Genomic DNA, 15787 nt, shown 5'->3' with positions numbered 1-15787 from the left:
TCGCTGGAAAACGGACGGCTGCCGACGCATGATCGGAACATGGCTCGCTACGAAGTGATCGCCCGCGCCGCCGTCGACCAGCACCAGTCCACGTCCGCCTACTTCACCCTGGCCATGCTCTCCGGGCGCCTCGACAACGGCATGCACCTTTGCCGGATCGAGGACCTGCCCGACGGCCGGGTCGCGCTCGTTCTGCAGCACAAGTTCAGCCCGCGGAAGCAGGACCAGGCGGCGCTGATGGCGAACCGGACGCTCGCCCAGCTCGGCATCCCGGCCAGCCAGGTCCTGCAACTCGACCTGCTCCGGTTGTCCCGCAAGGGACCTGTCCTGGTCCGCTCCTGGACCGGCCCCGGCAACCCGCCCGGTCCCGACCTCAGCGGGGACCGTGAACCCCGCAACCCGCTGCCCAATCCGCCGCACTTGAACGCCTCACTCGATCTCCCCAAAGACTGACAGGACGCAGCCGCCCTCTCCGTAGATACGCACGGGGTGAGTGGCTGGTTCAATTCGGTACTCCGGAAGCCGCCGGACGGGGCTGCCCACGGAGCAGAGGCCGGTGCAATGTCACCGGCTCACAGCATCAGACGGTGAACACCTCGAAAGCCGCCGCGTACGTCGTACCGAGCCGGGTGCCGTGGGCGCGACTGATCCCTTCCAGGAACTCGGAGGCATCGAAGTGCGGCCAGTTCAGCCCGTCGATATAAGCCTTGTGCGCCTTCAGCGAGTCGACGCCGACCTCGAAGGTGCCGGTCGTGTCGACGGCGTGCTTGCTGGTCGGTGAGCCACCCGCCCACACCTGCCGGACGCCGCCCCAGCGCTCGCCGTCGTCGGGGAAGATCCACCGGTTCGCGGCATCCCGGACGGCGTCCAGAGTCGCCCTGCCGGTGTTGATGTGGTCGGCCTGGTTCAGTATCGCGTCGCCGTCCCAGGTGTCGTGGAAGTTGTTCGTGATGACGATCTCCGGCTGGTACCGCCGGATGACGCCCGCGATCAGCCGGCGCAGCGCCACGTCGTACTCGATTGTGCCGTCGGGCTGGCCGAGGAACTCCACCACCGAGACGCCGACGATCCGGGCCGACTCGATCTGCTCGGCCTCCCGCAGCGGCCCGCACTCGGCCGGCGCGACACCGTCGATCCCCGCCTCGCCCGAAGTGAGCAGGACGTAGATGATCTCCTTGCCCTGCCCGGTCCAGCGCGCGATGGCCGCAGCCGCGCCGAACTCCAGGTCGTCGGGGTGGGCGACAACTGCGAGGGCCTTGGTCCAGTCCTCGGGCAACGCTTCGAGCGGCTCCGGTGCAGTCATGGCGAAAGGCTACGACCGCGACGGCTCCACGGGGTAACGCTTTGCCCCGGAAGACCGGATCAAGCCCAGAAGAACCTCAGGATCCGAAGACCTGCCGGGTGTAGGGGTTCGCGAACGCACGCTGCGGATCGAGCCGGTCACGGACAGCGAGGAAGTCGTCGAACCGTGGATACCGCTCGCGGAAGTCCGAGGCGCCGAGCGTGTGCAACTTGCCCCAGTGCGGCCGCCCGCCGAACGCACCCGCGATCTGCTCGAACGCGTCGAAGTACTTGTCGTGCGCGAGCCGGTGGTACTGGTGGATCGCGATGTACCCGGTGTCTCGCCCGTACGCCGTCGACAGCCAGATGTCGTCGGCAGCGGCGACCCGGACCTCGATCGGGAACGGCAACCGCTCCCCCGACCGCTCGACCCACGCGCGCAACTGCTGCACGACCTCGACCACGTGCTCCCGCGGTACGGCGTACTCCGACTCGCGGAACACCACGTTCCGCTCCGAACAGAACACCTTGTACGACGAGTCGACGTACTCGCGCGCCGACAATGCCCGCGACGCCAACTGGTTGATCCGGGGCGTCAGCCCTGGCCGCCGGGTCACCAACCGGTTGGTCAGCTCGAAGACGCGGTTGGACAGCAGCTCGTCGTCGACCCAGCCGCGCAGCCGGCTCACCGGCGAGGCGCCGACGCCGTCCGCGACCCGGTTGTTCCGCTTGGTCAGCGCGAGGCCGGTGTGCGGGAACCAGTAGAACTCGAAGTGATCGTTGCCATCGGCAAGTTCATCGAAGCCGGCCAGGACGTCGTCCAGCGGCAGCGGCATCTCCTGCGCGCGGAGAAGGTACGCCGGTACGGTCTGCAGGGTGAGCGCGGTGATCACGCCGAGCGAGCCGATCGAGACGCGGGCGGCGTTGAAGACGTCCGGGTTCTCCTCGGCCGAGCAGTGCAGCACCGAGCCGTCGGCGGTGACGAGCTCGAGCCCGACGATCTGCGTCGCGAGTCCACCGAGCTTCGCGCCGGTACCGTGCGTGCCGGTCGAGATCGCTCCGGCGATGGTCTGCTTGTCGATGTCGCCGAGGTTGGCCATCGCCAGGTCGAACGACGCGAGCCCGGCGTTGAGCTTGGCCAGCCCCGTCCCCGCGCCCAGTGTCACCCGGCCGGACGCCTGGTCGGCACTCGTGATCGAGGCGAGCCCGTCGAGCCGGACCATCACCTGCTCAGGTACCGAACAACCGGTGAAGGAGTGGCCGGAGCCGACCGCCTTGAGCTGCTTGCCCTGCTCGGCCGCCGTCTTGACCATCGCCGCGACCTCGTCGACCGAGGACGGCCGCAGGAGCTCCACGCCGGTCGCCGACTCGGTACCGGCCCAGTTGCGCCAGGTGCTCATCCGAAGTTCTTCCCCTCACCCCGGTACGTCACGAGCTCGGTCAGCTCGGTGCCGTCGATCGCGTGCAGTGTGTCGAATCGTTCCAGCATCTCGCCCGCCTTGGCATAGCGCATCCAGACCCGGTCGCCGATCTTCAGTCCGCGCGCGTTCTCGCCGGCGACGGGTGTCTGGACCTCCCCCGCGCCTTCGGTGCCGAGCAGACTCAAGCCGAGCGGCCAGCTCGGCGACGGCTGGCGGGACTTCTTGGCCGGGCCGGACGCGATGTAACCGCCGCCGAAGAGGGTCGCGATCCGCGGCGTCGGGCGGCGGACCACCCCGAGCGCGTACGCGACCGCGTGCTCCGGCTGGAAGACGTCGTACTTGTCGAAGAGCGTCGGGCCGTAGAGGCCGGACCCGGCGGTGACCTCGGTGACGGCCGGATCGGCACTGCTGACCTCGATACTGCCGGTACCACCGGAGTTCACGAGTCGCAGCGGCGCGACCTGCTTGACCGCGTCGACGACCAGGCCGCGGCGGTCGGACAGCTCATTGGCCGACAGCTTCTTGACCAGCCGGACGGCGGGCGAGGTGTCCGGCAGCCCGGCGATCTGGGCCTCGTAGAACATCACGCCGATCAGCTCGAAGGCGTCATCGGCGACCACCCGGCGAGCCAGGTCCATCACCTGCTCAGGTGTGCGCAGCGGCGATCGGCGGACGCCCAGATGCTGACCGAAGATCCGCAGCGACGCGTCCACGTCGAGGCAGACCCGGATCGGCTCACCGCCGCCGGTCACCGACTTGATGAAGGCAAGCTGCTCGAAGTCGTCGATCATCAGCGTGATCCGCGATGCCAGCTCGGCATCGCCGGCCAGCTCCTTGAGCGCCGCCCGGTGCACGGTCGGGTAGCCCATCAGGATGTCGTCGACACCGTCGCGGGCCAGCCAGATCGCCTCGGGCAGCGAATAGCTCATCACGCCGTGGAACCCGGGGCGGTCCAGCGCGGCCTTGACCAGCGCGCGGCACCGGACCGACTTGGACGCCACCCGGATCGGCGTACCGGCGGCGCGGCGGACCAGATCGTCCGCGTTGCGGCGGAACGCGGCCAGGTCGACCACCGCGTACGGCGGCTCCAGCTCAGCCGTCAGTCGCGTGTACCTGTCGAAGTCAGCCATGTCCTGAGCTTAGGTCCAAAAAATACTGAAAGGTAGTACATCTTTACGGCAAATCGATCACAGCCTCCAGCGCCGGTACGACGCTCCGCGCCCAGGCAGCCTGGGTGTCGGGGGTGGTCGAGGACTGTGCCAACAAGGCCACGGTAGAGCCCTTAAGCGCAGAAACCTCGACAAAGGACTCAGCATCTTCGTAGGAGCGCACCGACGCGGCCGCCTCCGACGACGACCAGAGCTGCTTCACCTGGAGGCTGCCCTTGGCTCCACAGGCTGCCATCCGCGCCTGATAGCCGCCGTAGTACCCCTTAGCCCGCCCTGCGTCGGCGAAGCGCAGTACGAGGACTGTGGCCGGCTTGCCGGCGCCGGTGAGGTAGGAGCCCTGCAGTGCGTGCTCCGGGACCGGCAGGGAGCTAGTCGGCAGCGGATTGCCGCAGCCGACCGGGAGAGCCTCGTAGGCAGCCTGCTGGGGTGCACGGCTGCGGGTCCAGGTCTCGTTGCCCACGAAGCCGGCCTCGGCGCCACCGGGGTCCGTGTAGGTCTTCCAGCCGGTACCGAGCTTGGCGGGAGCTGGGAGGTTCTTGGACGACACCGGGCCGGCCGCGGCGGGTGGAGGTGCTGTTGCTTGCTCCGGGAGCTCTGGCGGCTGAGCGGCGTCGGTCGGCGCGACTGTGCTCAGTGTGTTGGTCGGGATGGGGACAGTGCCTCCGGCCGACGCAGCCGTAGTCGGCGGCGACGACGACGGCCCTGCCGCTGGGCTGGAGCTGCAGCCGGCTACGACAGCCAGTAGCCCGACCCCAGCGACCAGCAGGCGAGCAGCCGCTAGCTGCGCTTTCATCAGGGCTCGAAGTGCTGGTAGTCGGGCTTACGCCAACCGGCGCCCCAGAAGTAGCCCGCGGCGCGCAGCGACTTCGTCGGCACGCTCGTACTGAACAACATGCCGGGACGGACGACAGTGCGGTTGCGGTAGGCGAGCCCGTTCGACGGGTACCAGACGTTGTTCGCCGCGAGGTACGGGTTCTCCACGGTGTTGATGTCGATCGCCCAGCCGTACGAGTGCGGGGACAGCGCGTACGGGTTGCCGGTCACCTGGCGGCAGTTGAAGACCGAGGTGTTGTCGGCCGCCATCGCCTTGATGTCGCTGCCGCCGAACAGGTCGACCCGCTGCATCCGCCGGATCGGGAACTTCGCGTTGAAGGACGCGGTCCAGACGGTGATCATCTTCGCCACCGCCGCGTCCCGGACGACCAGCTCGCCGCGATGCACGAGTCCGTCGAAACCCCAGTAGTTCAAGGTGAGATAGCGCAACTGCGACGGCTTCACCGGGCAGCCGGCCCGATAGGTCTTGTTGATCGACGCCGCCGAGATGAGCGACACCTTGGCGTTGACCAGGGCCTTGATCGTGATGACGGCGTACGCGGAGGCCTCGACCGCGGTGGATGCGACGTTGAGCGTGACGACCTGCACGGTCTTGGTGGAAGGCAGGCTGTCCGGCACCGGCACTGCGAATGTCCCGTTCGGCGCGATCCACGCACTCGTCAGCGTCCGCCATCTGCCGTGGTAGCGGTCCTGCAGGCCGACCAGCTTCTTGCCCGGCTCGGGCGGGGTGAGCTTGCCGGTCATCTTCACGCCGGTCACCACGATGTACGACGCGGCCGGCTTGGTCATCACCAGCTTGCGGTCGAGGACCGTGACGATCCGGTCCGGGGTGTTGCCGACGGTGCTCGGGAACTTGGCGCCGATCACCACACGGAAGGTGGCGGCGCCGGGGTTCGGGGCGGTGTAGAGGAACTTGTACGCGCCGTTGGCGACCGTACGGGTCGAGCCGTGCAGCACCCAGCCGGTCGGCCGCTTCTCCCACAGGGTCAGGTACGAGTGCACCAGACCCGTCTCGAGCCGGCCCGTGAAGGTGATCGGGCGGTCCTCCCAGGTGGCGGCCGGCTGGTTCAGCGTGATCGGCAGCATCCCGGGCGTGACCGTCGGGGTGGGCGTAGGTGTCGGCGTCGGCGTCGGCGGTGGCTCAGCCGGGGCCGGCGTGGTGACCGCGGGCGGAGTACTGATCACTGCGGCCGGTGGAGTCGGTGGCGGCGTCTCCGTTGCCGTGGCGGTCGTCGGCGCCAGTCCTAGGCAAAGCGCCGCCACCACAGCAGCCGATCCCAAAGCGCGAGGCTTCATGGGTCAGTCCTCCCCACATCGGGAGGGCCACCCCAGCCCTCCTCTCACCTACTAAGAGGCTTGTACCCAGGAAGACGTCACAACTGACCCAAAATGTTCGACTATTCGTGCAATCTCTTGACGGCGGCGTCGATCCGCTCGTCGGTTCCGGTCAGCGCGACCCGCACGTGCCGCTCGCCCGCCGTGCCGTAGAAGGCTCCCGGCGCCACGAGAATGCCGCGATCGGCCAGAGCCGCAACGGACTCGTAGGCGTCATACGACGGGTGCGAGGCCCAGAGGTAGAGGCCGCCGTTCGACAGGGTGATCTCCCAGCCGGCAGCAGTGAGCGCCTCCCGCAGTACGGTCCGGCGGCGGAGGTACCGGGCGCGCTGCTCGTCCACGTGGGTGTCGTCGGCGAAGGCGGCGGCCATCGCGGCCTGGATCGGCGACGGCACCATCAGGCCCGCGTGCTTGCGGACTGCCAGCAACTCGGCGACCACTGCCTGGTCACCCGCGACGAAGCCGGCGCGGTAGCCGGCCAGGTTGGAGCGCTTGGAGAGGGAGTGCACCGCGAGCAGGTTGTCGAAGCTGCCGCCGCACACGTCTGGGTGCAGTACCGACACGGGCACCGAGTCCCAGCCGAACTCCGCGTAGCACTCGTCGCTCACGAGCAGTACGTCGTTCGCCCTGGCCCACTCGACCGCAGTACGCAGCTCGTCGGCCGGAGTGATCTGGCCGGACGGGTTGCGCGGGGAGTTGAGGTAGGCGACCCGCACCGGGCCGTCGTACTGCGTAGGGTCGGCGACCGGCACGCTCGTCGCGCGAGCGAGCGCCGCGCCGGCCTCGTACGTCGGGTAGGCCAGGTCGGGGATGAGCACGGTGTCACCGGCGCCGATGCCGAGCAGCGTCGGCAGCAGCATGATCAGCTCCTTGGTGCCGATCACCGGGAGGATGCCGGTCTGCGGGTCGACGTTCGGCACGTCCAGCCGCCGGGCCAGCCAGTCGACGGCAGACTGGCGGGCGGCCGTCGTACCGATGGTCGTCGGATACGCCGGTGCATCGGCCGCGTCGGCCAGCGCCTTCTTCACCAGCTCCGGCACCGGATCGACCGGACTACCGATCGACAGGTCGACGATGCCGTCGGGATGCGCTGCCGCCTTCTGCTTGAACGGGGCGAGCTTGTCCCAGGGGAAGTCGGGCAGACGACTGGAGGTGGGTGCGAAGGTCACCCCTGCATTGTCTCCTGTACCGCCTGCTCGCCGGCACCGACCGCCCGCTCTGTGGATAAGAAGGCAGCGGTCGCGCTGACTACCGCCGGGTCCCGGAGGATCCGGTTGTGACCGAGGCCGTCGGTGAGGCGGAGTCGAGCACCTGGCCAGAGTTCGACGAGCCGCACGCTGCCGGCGGCAGCCGTCTCGCGATCAGAGCGATCGTGGAACACCTGCAGGGCGGGCAGTTCGCGCTCCTCGACGAGCGCATCGATCATCGGCGTCACCGCGAAGCTCTCCATCGGGCCGAACTTGCGGGTGAAGCGCCGCAGGAAGCTCGCCCGGATCCGCGGCCCGAAGCCGAGATGCGCCTGGTACTGATCCAACCCGTCACGGAAGTCGGTGGCCGTCGCGAGGAACACGATCCGCCGCGCGCTGAACCCGTCGCGCAGCGCCAGCGTCACCGCGGGCGCGCCCAGCGAGTGCGCGATCACCCCGTACGCCGGTCCGTAGGCAGCGACGACAGCCTGGAAGGCATCAGCCAACTCCGGCAGGTTCGACCGCTGAGCGCCTTCACGACCGGGCGCGGACTCCCCGTGGCTCGGCGCGTCGAAAGCGATGACCTGGAAGCCTGCGTCGAGCAGCGGCGGGATGAAGGCGGCGAGCTGGAGCCCCCAACCACCCCAGCCGTGGACGAGGTACACCGTCGGGCCGTCGGCCGGGCTGCGCCCGGTGGCGCTCCAGCTGCGCCCGCGGATGACGCCGTTCTCGAAGGGCAGCTCGAGTTGCGTCGCCTCGGGCAGCTCCACCCGCAGCCGCCTCGCCTTGTCGGACACCTGCGGCAGGCGGAACCAGATCGAGTCCAGCAGCTTCCCGCCCAGCGCGGGCGCGACCCGCTCGAACAGCCTGAAGAGCTGCTGCTGTCTTTTTTGAGACCGACCGTTCGTGCTTTTCTTTGCCGACATCGCCACTCCTGACAGGGGAAAGGATCTTCAGAGTTTGGCGGCCTGGAGCAGCGCGTCGAACGCCGTGCGCGCCCGGTCCTCGGCCTTGGGGTCGGCCAGCAACCGGCTGGCCAGGTGGTACGACATCAGCACACCGCGGATGTCGAAGGCATATTGCTCGGGATCCGCGTCGGCGCGGAACTGTCCCTCACTGATCCCGGTCCGGAAGACGGTGGAGATGGTGTCGATGTAGTCGCGCTCGATCCGCACCACCCGATCGCGGACCGGACCGGCCGGAGCGTCGTCCAGCTCGGCCGAGACGCTCGTGAAGAAACATCCACCGGGCAAGGCGAGATCGCCGTTGTCCCAGCGCAGCTTGCGATCGAAGAGCTCGCGCAACCGCGGCTCACCGCGAGGCAGCTTCAGCGCCGGCCGCAGCACCCGCTCGGCGAACAGCTCGCCGGCCCAGTCGATCACCGCGACCTGCAACTGCTCCTTGGACCGGAAGTGCCCGAACAGCCCGCTCTTGGACAGCCCGGTCGCCTCCGCGAGCACGCCGATGGTGAGCGCGCCGAGCCCGGCCAGGCTGACCTGACGGGCCGCCTCCTCCAGCACTGCGGCCCGCGTCTCCTCGCCTTTGCTCACGCCACCAATAAAAGCACGATCGTTCGCACCATGGCAAGGCGATTCAGCAGGGCTTGCCCGGATCGACCTTCCGGTGGATCTGATCACCGATCACCTTGAGCTGCGCCAGCTGCTCGGGCGCGAGCGCATCGATCACATACTCGCGAACGGCGGCGACATGTCCGGGCGCCGCCGCGACCACCTGCTCATACCCGGCGCCGGTGAGCTCGGCGACCGTGATCCGGCCATCCTCGGCATCTGGGCGCCGTACGACGAAACCGCGCTTCTCGAGTCGCTTCACGACATGCGACAAGCGGGACAGCGACCCGTTGGCGAAGCCGGCCAGGTCGCTCATCCGGCGGGATCGATCCGGCGACTCCGACAAGCCGGCCATCACCAGATACTCGAAGTGCGTCAGCCCCGAGTCGCGCTGCAACTGATAGTCGAGCGCCGCGGGGAGCTTGAACATCAATGCGGCCAGCGACAGCCATGCGTCGAGCTCGTCCGGCTCCAGCCAGCGCACCTCGTCATCCGCGGTCATGGTCACAACTCTAACCGAGTTAGTTGACGCTTCAAGTCATTAGGTCTACCGTTTGTGTTGATACATCAACTAACATAAAGAGAGCGGATCGTCACTGATGAATGTGTTCCTCTGGATCGTCGCCGGCGTGCTGGCCGCGTTCTTCCTGGGCGCGGGCTTCACGAAGCTGAGCCAGTCGAAGGCCAAGCTCGGCGAGAACCCGCAGATGGGCTGGACCAAGGACTTCTCCGCCGGAACGCTCAAACTGATCGGTGCCGCCGAGGTGCTCGGCGCGCTCGGCCTGATCCTGCCCGGCGCCTTCGACATCGCGCCGATCCTGGTCCCGCTGGCCGCGTCCGGCCTGGCGATCATCATGGCCGGCGCGATCATCACCCACGCCCGCCGCAAGGAGTACCCGGTGATCGGCATCAACACCATCGTGCTGATCCTGGCCCTGGTCGTAGCAATCTTCCGCTTCGGCCCCAACAGCTTCTGACCCTCCACATTTCGGCGGTCAACCGCCAAGCTTGCGGGTTGTCACCCGTGCTCCTCACCAATCGCGAACTGACTCACGACCAGCCTGGCAAAGAGGGGACAACCCACCATTTCGGCGGTTAACCGCCGAAATGGCGCGGGAGGGGAGTTACAGGTAGAGGCCGGTTTGGCCGTCTTCTAGGCGGCCGGCGGCTACCGCGTGGAGGTCGCGTTCGCGGAGTAGGACGTAGTCGTCGCCGCGGACCTCGACCTCGGCGCGGTCCTCGGGGTCGAACAGCACCCGGTCGGCCACCTCGACGGTCCGGACGTTGGCGCCGATCGCGACCACCTTCGCCCAGGCCAGCCGGCGGCCCATCTGCGCGGTCGCGGGGATCAGGATGCCGGACGACGACCTGCGCTCACCCTCGGTCTCGATCGAGACCAGGACCCGGTCGTGCAGCATCCGGATCGGCAGCTTGTCGTCGGACAGCTTCTTGCGAGCGGTCACCGGCGACCCACCAGCTTGCGGATCATGATCAGCATGCCGAGGACGCCCACCGCCGCGGCACCGACGGCGACCAGCTTCTGCGTCCGCAGCTGCCCGCGCTCGTCGAACACCTGGGCCCTGGCCTGTTCGACCTGCCGCTTGGCGACGTTCTTCGGGTGCGCCCGGTCGACGAGTTCGTCGACGGTCGAGGCCAGTCGTGCACGGGTGGCGGCGATATCCGCCTCGATCTGCTCGGTGGTCCGAGCCTGCGTGTCCGACACCAGGGCTCCCTTCACAGTGTTTGATCACATCTTTGCAGGTCAGGCTTGGAGATCGACGACCACCTTGATGTCACCGGGCTTCTTGACCAGCGCGGTGGGCCAGTTCGACAGCGGCACCGACCGGGTGAGGAGCCGCTCTAGCCAGGCTGGATCAGCAGCCAGCAAGACCTCCACGGCTTCCGCGTAGTGCCGTTTGGCCGCGTTCACCGTCCCGACCAGCACAGCGTTCCGTACTACGAGCTGCCGCGTCAGCGCATCCAGCTGGACGTCGATGGACGCCGGGCCGGGCGAGATCCCGGTCAGGCACATCACTCCGGCCGGTGGCAGCAGCTTTGCGCAGTCGAACACGAGCTGCCCGGCGCCGGTCGCCTCCAGCACGACGTCAGGCGCCACTGCCAGGTCGGAGAGGTCATTGAGGTACTCCGCGCCGAGGTCTCGCACCAGCTGCGGCTTCGGGCCGTCGGTGGCGAGGTCGAGCACGTGGACCGTGTAGCCGCGCTGCTTGGCGATCAGTGCGGCCAGCAGGCCGATCGGGCCGGCTCCGGTGATCAGTACGTGCTCCGGGCCGTACCAGGATCGTGCGCCGACCTGGTCGATCTGGTCCCACGCCTTGGTGAGGATGCTGGCCGGCTCGATCAGGACTCCGAGGCGCCCGAGCTGCCTTGGCACCGGTACGGCGTAGTACGGGTCGACCCGCCAGCGCTCGGCGCCATAGCCGTCCATCTCCTTGATGCCGCGCTCGGTGTAGCGGCCGTTGCGGCAGAAGTCCCACTCGCCGCGGGCGCAGGCTGGGCAGGGCAGTGGGTCGGGGCGACGGACTATGCCGGCGACCAGGTCGCCGCTGGCGAAGCCTGAGCCCGCAGGGGCCTCTAGGACTCGACCCAGCGACTCGTGGCCGATCACGAGCCTGTCGGCGCCGGGGCGGCCGCTGCCGAAGAGGCCGCTGCACAGCTCTATGTCCGTGCCGCAGATCCCCGCGAGCAGTCCCTCGACCAAGATCGAGCCGTCGGACTCCGGCGGCTCCGGTACCTCGCCGACCGACGCAGAGTCGGCCTTGCCCGGCACCACCGTCATCGCCCGCATGTGACCACTCTGCCCCAATCAGGCCAGTTGACACTGTCAGTTGACGGCTCAGGCCAGCCGGGTGATGTCCACCGTGACATCGATTGCCGTGGCGGCTCCTCCCGAGTAGATGCCCTTCAGTGGTGACACGTCGCCGTAGTCGCGACCAGTGGCGACCCAGACGTGCCGGTGAGCGATGGGGATGTCGTTGGTCGGGTCGTACCCCCACCAGCCGCCGGTCCAGGCCTCGATCCACGCGTGGCTCTCACCGACCACGGTCTCCCCCACCGCCGCATCAGCCTTGGTGTGCAGGTAGCCGGAGACATACCTGGCCGGTACGTCGACAGCGCGCAGCATCGCGAGCGTCAGGTGCGCGTAGTCCTGGCAGACGCCTTCACCGGCCTGCCATGCGTCTACTGCCGACGAGTGCACGCCAGTGGTGCCGCGCTGGTAGGTCAGGGTGCCGTGCACCCACTTGGAGATGGCCAGGACCGTCTCGGCCGGGCTGAGCCCTTTGCGGAGAGCTCTCGCGATAGCGGCGAGCTCCCTGTGTTTGGGGACGTACTCCGCGAACTCCAGGTACTCGCCGTACCGGTCGAGGCTTTGGGGCGAGCGGACGTCCGCCCAGGTCGCCTCTTCCTCCGGGGTCGGCTGGGCGGTGGTCTCGACGACCGAGGCCGCGATGACCTTCAGCTCGGTGTGCGGAGCGTGCAGGTCGAAGGAGTTGACCTCGGTACCCCAGTAGTCGGTGTAGCGGTAGGACCGGGTGGCCGGGACTGTCTCCAACCGGGCGACCATCAAGTTCTGCCGGTCGTCACTGCGTGGAGTGAGCCGCGCTTCGTTGTAGGACTGCGTTACTGCTGTGGCATACCGGTAGCCGGTGGTGTGCACGACCCGAAGGCGCCACTTCATAGGTTCACCTCCGCGTTGTTCCACTCGACCCAGGGCACCGTATGGAAGTACTGCTGCGAGACAGCCTCGCCGACCTCTTTCACTGTCGTCTGCAAAGCCTGCAGGCGCCCGGTGAGGTCGTCGAGCAGCTCTGCCGGTCGCAGGAACTCCAGATCGCTCCGGGCTTTGCCGAGCAGCCGACTCGCCTCCGCGCTCGCTCCGATGCGAGCGGACGGGCCACGGTCGAGCTCCTCCAGGCAGGACTCGGCCTTGGTCAGTGCGTGGAACACAGACCGCGGGAACAACCTGTCCAGCAGCAGGAACTGCACCACGCGGGATGCGTCGAGAGCACCCCGGTACGTCCGCAGGTAGGTGTCGTGAGCACCCGCAGAGCGCAGTACTGTCACCCACCCCGGCGACGTGGGCTTGTCGCCCACCCGGGACATCAGGAGCCGCACGATCATGTCGACGCGCTCCACCGACCGCCCGAGCACCAGGAAGCGCCAGCCGTCGTCCCGGCTCATCGTGGAGTCAGCGAGACCCGCGAACATCGCGGCCCGGTCCTCGACGAAGGTGAAGAACTCGTGCGGCCCCACCCGGCGAGCAGCGCGCTGTCGCTCGGGTACTGCGTTCCACATCGAGTTGATGCAGTGCCACAGCTCGCTGGAGACGACCTCCCGCGCCACCCGGGTGTTCTCGCGGGCACTGGAGATGGACGACACGATCGAGCCGGAGCGGTCCGGGGACATGGCGACCAGCTCGGTCAGCGTCCACACGTCCAGGGAGGTCCCCTTGGGCGGCTCGATGCCGAGCACCGCCAGCAACCTTCGGCTGGCCGTGTCGGCGTCCACCGTCGCGTCCTCGAGCAGTTGGTGCACCGACACGTCGAGGATCCGGGCCGTGTCGTCCGCGCGTTCGACGTACCGGCCGATCCAGTACAGCGACTCGGCATTGCGTGCGAGCATCGTCAGCACCTCCCCATCACTGTTGCTGCTGTTGGGCGACGTTGAGCTCCGGGCCCTGCTCCGGAGTACTGGCCTCGTCCGAGCGCAGACCGGCCGCAGCCAGGCCACGGCCGCGCAGCTCGGCGTTCCCCGCAGACGCCCTGGGCGCCAGCACCCAGGTGTCCTTGGAGCCGCCGCCCTGGGACGAGTTCACGATCAGGCTGCCTTCCGGGATCGCCACCCGGGTCAGGCCACCGGGCAGGACGAACACGGACTCGCCGTCGTTCACCGCGAACGGCCGCAGGTCCACATGTCGCGGCTGCAGTCGCTCACCGACCTTGGTCGGCACAGTGGACAGCTGTACTACGGGCTGCGCGATCCAGCCGCGTGGGTTGCTCCTGATCCGGCGGCGCTGGGCGGCGAGCTCCTTGGCCGACGCGTCCGGGCCGAACACGATGCCGTAGCCGCCCGAGCCCTCCACCGGCTTGGTGACGAGCTCGTCCAGCCGGTCGAGCACCTCGTCGTGCTCGGCGGGCAGCCAGCAGCGGAAGGTGTCCACGTTCGGCAGCAGCGGGGTCTCGCCCAGGTAGTACTTCAGGATCTCCGGCAAGTAGGTGTAGACCAGCTTGTCGTCGCCGACGCCGTTGCCGATCGCGTTGGCGACCACCACGTTGCCGGCCCGCGCCGCGTTCACCAGGCCCGCGACGCCGAGCACCGAGTCGGGTTCGAAGTGCACCGGGTCGAGGAACTCGTCGTCGATCCGCCGGTAGATCACGTCCACCCGCTGCTCGCCCTCGGTGGTCCGCAGGTAGATGACGTTGTTGCGGGCGAACAGGTCCCGGCCCTCGACCAGCTCGACGCCCATCTGCCGGGCCAGCAGCGAGTGCTCGAAGTACGCCGAGTTGTAGACGCCAGGGGTCAGTACGACCACGTTCGGGTCCGTAGTACCAGCTGGGGCCGACGCGCGGAGGGAGCGGAGCAGGTGGACGGCGTAGTCGCCGACCGCGCGCACCCGGTGCTTGGCGAACAGGTCGGGGAACACCCGGGCCATGGTCCGCCGGTTCTCCATCACGTACGACACCCCGGACGGGCTGCGCAGGTTGTCCTCCAGCACCCGGAAATCGCCCTGCTCGTCGCGCACCACGTCGATACCGGCCACGTGGATCCGGACGCCGTTGGGCGGGGCTATACCGGCCGCCTGGCGGTGGAAGTGCTCGCAGGAGGTGATGAGGCGGCGCGGCAGTACGCCGTCCGCCACGATCTGCTGGTCGCCGTAGATGTCGGCCAGGAACGCCTCCAGCGCCCGGACCCGCTGGACGATGCCGCGCTCCAGCCGGGACCACTCCGAGGCCGTGATGACGCGCGGGACCAGGTCGAGCGGGAACGGCCGCTCCTCCCCGGACAGCGAGAAGGTGATGCCCTGGTCGACCAGCGCCCGGTCCAGCGCCTCGGAGCGCGAGGTGAGGTCGGCAGGCAGCAGCGGCGTCAGCGACTCGTGCAGGCGCCGGTACGCCGGGCGGACCTCCTCCGCCGGGTCGAACATCTCGTCGTACGCGTCGGCATGCGGCCGCCCCGGATCGAGGTAGCCGTCGAACAACTGTGGGCCAGCGGGGCGGATCGGTGCGCGGCTCATCTCCGCATCTTCACTCACCGGCGGCCGCCTCGCACCAGGATCGGGCGTCAGTTTTCCCGCACGTAACAAGCGAACCGCATCCGTGTAACACAAGCGCTTGCACGAGGCCCTGAAACGCTTGTCGGCGGCGTACGGCAGAATGTCGGACAATCACCCGAACCGCTCCGTTCCGCTCCGTGGAGGGCACCTGATGTCCGAACGTCTGTCCGTCGGCGACGCCGCACCTGACTTCACCCTTCCCGACGCCGATGGCAACGACGTCTCGCTGGCGTCGCTGCGCGGCAAGAGCGTGATCGTGTACTTCTACCCGGCCGCGATGACGCCGGGCTGCACCAAGCAGGCCTGCGACTTTCGCGACTCGCTCGACTCGCTGCAGGCCCACGGGTACGCCGTGCTCGGCATCTCGCCGGACAAGCCGGCCAAGCTGGAGAAGTTCCGCGACCGCGACGGCGTGACCTTCCCGCTGCTGAGCGACCCGGACAAAGAGGTGCTCACGGCGTACGGCGCCTTCGGGGAGAAGACGATGTACGGCAAGAAGGTGACCGGCGTGATCCGGTCGACCTTCGTGATCGACCCGGACGGCAAGGTCGCCGTCGCGCAGTACAACGTGAAGGCCACCGGCCACGTCGCCAAGTTGCGCCGCGATCTCGGCCTCGACTGATTGTCAGGACATTTCGCGAAGGTAAACCCGTACCGTTTCATGGCCCCGGCCCACTGAACGGTCGCTTCAACGACTCGG

Annotated in this window: 18 protein-coding genes; 3 read left to right on the top strand and 15 right to left on the bottom strand. The window is 68.3% G+C overall.

From position 1 onward, the window contains the following. Window positions 1-39 precede the first annotated feature (39 nt). A complete protein-coding gene (locus tag G3I17_RS06520; RefSeq protein ID WP_164594954.1) occupies window positions 40-453 on the top strand; it encodes a hypothetical protein in 414 nt (137 codons plus the stop codon). A gap of 127 nt (window positions 454-580) precedes the next feature. Here G3I17_RS06520 and G3I17_RS06515 read toward each other — a convergent pair whose 3' ends face one another. The 9 genes from G3I17_RS06515 to G3I17_RS06475 all read right to left on the bottom strand — a co-directional run bounded on the left by G3I17_RS06515 (window position 581) and on the right by G3I17_RS06475 (window position 9297). Beyond that, window positions 581-1303 carry a PIG-L deacetylase family protein gene (locus G3I17_RS06515; RefSeq protein WP_164594953.1) on the bottom strand — a complete coding sequence of 241 codons (723 nt, stop codon included), beginning with the start codon at window positions 1301-1303 and terminating at the stop codon, window positions 581-583. Window positions 1304-1379: 76 nt separating this feature from the next. After that, the gene (locus G3I17_RS06510) at window positions 1380-2681 is read right to left on the bottom strand and encodes a D-arabinono-1,4-lactone oxidase (RefSeq protein WP_164594952.1); all 1302 of its coding nucleotides are present in this window, start codon (window positions 2679-2681) and stop codon (window positions 1380-1382) included. Further along, a complete protein-coding gene (locus tag G3I17_RS06505; protein WP_164594951.1) occupies window positions 2678-3832 on the bottom strand; it encodes an amino acid deaminase/aldolase in 1155 nt (384 codons plus the stop codon). Before G3I17_RS06505 ends, G3I17_RS06510 begins: the two co-directional genes overlap by 4 nt. A 43-nt stretch (window positions 3833-3875) precedes the next feature. Next, window positions 3876-4664, bottom strand: a complete 789-nt coding sequence (locus G3I17_RS06500) for a hypothetical protein (RefSeq protein ID WP_164594950.1) — start codon at window positions 4662-4664, stop codon at window positions 3876-3878. After that, on the bottom strand, window positions 4664-6001 hold the full coding sequence (locus tag G3I17_RS06495; protein ID WP_203589805.1) for a M15 family metallopeptidase: 1338 nt from the start codon (window positions 5999-6001) through the stop codon (window positions 4664-4666). Before G3I17_RS06495 ends, G3I17_RS06500 begins: the two co-directional genes overlap by 1 nt. A gap of 101 nt (window positions 6002-6102) precedes the next feature. Continuing rightward, on the bottom strand, window positions 6103-7209 hold the full coding sequence (gene dapC, locus G3I17_RS06490; RefSeq protein ID WP_164594949.1) for a succinyldiaminopimelate transaminase: 1107 nt from the start codon (window positions 7207-7209) through the stop codon (window positions 6103-6105). Next, window positions 7206-8153, bottom strand: coding sequence for an alpha/beta fold hydrolase (locus tag G3I17_RS06485; RefSeq protein ID WP_164594948.1), 948 nt, complete (start codon window positions 8151-8153; stop codon window positions 7206-7208). Before G3I17_RS06485 ends, dapC begins: the two co-directional genes overlap by 4 nt. 27 nt (window positions 8154-8180) lie before the next feature. Next, the gene (locus tag G3I17_RS06480) at window positions 8181-8777 is read right to left on the bottom strand and encodes a TetR/AcrR family transcriptional regulator (RefSeq protein WP_164594947.1); all 597 of its coding nucleotides are present in this window, start codon (window positions 8775-8777) and stop codon (window positions 8181-8183) included. Window positions 8778-8820: 43 nt separating this feature from the next. Next, window positions 8821-9297: a MarR family transcriptional regulator gene (locus G3I17_RS06475; RefSeq protein ID WP_164594946.1), complete on the bottom strand. Its 477-nt coding sequence runs from the start codon at window positions 9295-9297 to the stop codon at window positions 8821-8823. A 97-nt stretch (window positions 9298-9394) separates the two neighbouring features. Here G3I17_RS06475 and G3I17_RS06470 point away from each other — a divergent pair, with 97 nt between their 5' ends. Then, complete coding sequence (locus tag G3I17_RS06470; RefSeq protein ID WP_164594945.1) at window positions 9395-9772, top strand: DoxX family protein; 378 nt, start codon at window positions 9395-9397, stop codon at window positions 9770-9772. Between the two features lie 147 nt (window positions 9773-9919). Here G3I17_RS06470 and G3I17_RS06465 read toward each other — a convergent pair whose 3' ends face one another. The 6 genes from G3I17_RS06465 to G3I17_RS06440 are packed head-to-tail and all read right to left on the bottom strand — an operon-like array spanning window position 9920 to window position 14958. After that, the gene (locus tag G3I17_RS06465; protein WP_164595139.1) at window positions 9920-10213 is read right to left on the bottom strand and encodes a co-chaperone GroES; all 294 of its coding nucleotides are present in this window, start codon (window positions 10211-10213) and stop codon (window positions 9920-9922) included. A gap of 41 nt (window positions 10214-10254) precedes the next feature. Then, window positions 10255-10518 (bottom strand): DUF3618 domain-containing protein, encoded by a 264-nt coding sequence (locus tag G3I17_RS06460; RefSeq protein ID WP_343238219.1) that lies wholly within the window; start codon window positions 10516-10518, stop codon window positions 10255-10257. A 39-nt stretch (window positions 10519-10557) separates the two neighbouring features. Next, on the bottom strand, window positions 10558-11601 hold the full coding sequence (locus G3I17_RS06455) for a glucose 1-dehydrogenase (RefSeq protein ID WP_164594943.1): 1044 nt from the start codon (window positions 11599-11601) through the stop codon (window positions 10558-10560). Window positions 11602-11649: 48 nt separating this feature from the next. Further along, window positions 11650-12492 (bottom strand): transglutaminase family protein, encoded by an 843-nt coding sequence (locus G3I17_RS06450; protein ID WP_164594942.1) that lies wholly within the window; start codon window positions 12490-12492, stop codon window positions 11650-11652. Then, complete coding sequence (locus G3I17_RS06445) at window positions 12489-13436, bottom strand: alpha-E domain-containing protein (RefSeq protein WP_164594941.1); 948 nt, start codon at window positions 13434-13436, stop codon at window positions 12489-12491. The genes G3I17_RS06450 and G3I17_RS06445 overlap by 4 nt, the downstream gene beginning before the upstream one ends. A 16-nt stretch (window positions 13437-13452) precedes the next feature. Beyond that, window positions 13453-14958, bottom strand: coding sequence for a circularly permuted type 2 ATP-grasp protein (locus G3I17_RS06440; protein WP_239062294.1), 1506 nt, complete (start codon window positions 14956-14958; stop codon window positions 13453-13455). 280 nt (window positions 14959-15238) lie between these two features. On the opposite strand from G3I17_RS06440, the gene bcp reads away from it, so the two are divergent. Further along, window positions 15239-15709, top strand: coding sequence for a thioredoxin-dependent thiol peroxidase (bcp, locus tag G3I17_RS06435; RefSeq protein WP_164594940.1), 471 nt, complete (start codon window positions 15239-15241; stop codon window positions 15707-15709). Window positions 15710-15787: the final 78 nt, after the last annotated feature.

This window comes from Streptomyces sp. SID13031 (assembly GCF_010548305.1).
In the GTDB taxonomy this organism is placed as follows: domain Bacteria; phylum Actinomycetota; class Actinomycetes; order Propionibacteriales; family Kribbellaceae; genus Kribbella.
Note: the sequence above shows the minus strand (reverse complement) of the source record. Positions and strands in the feature narration are given on the sequence as shown.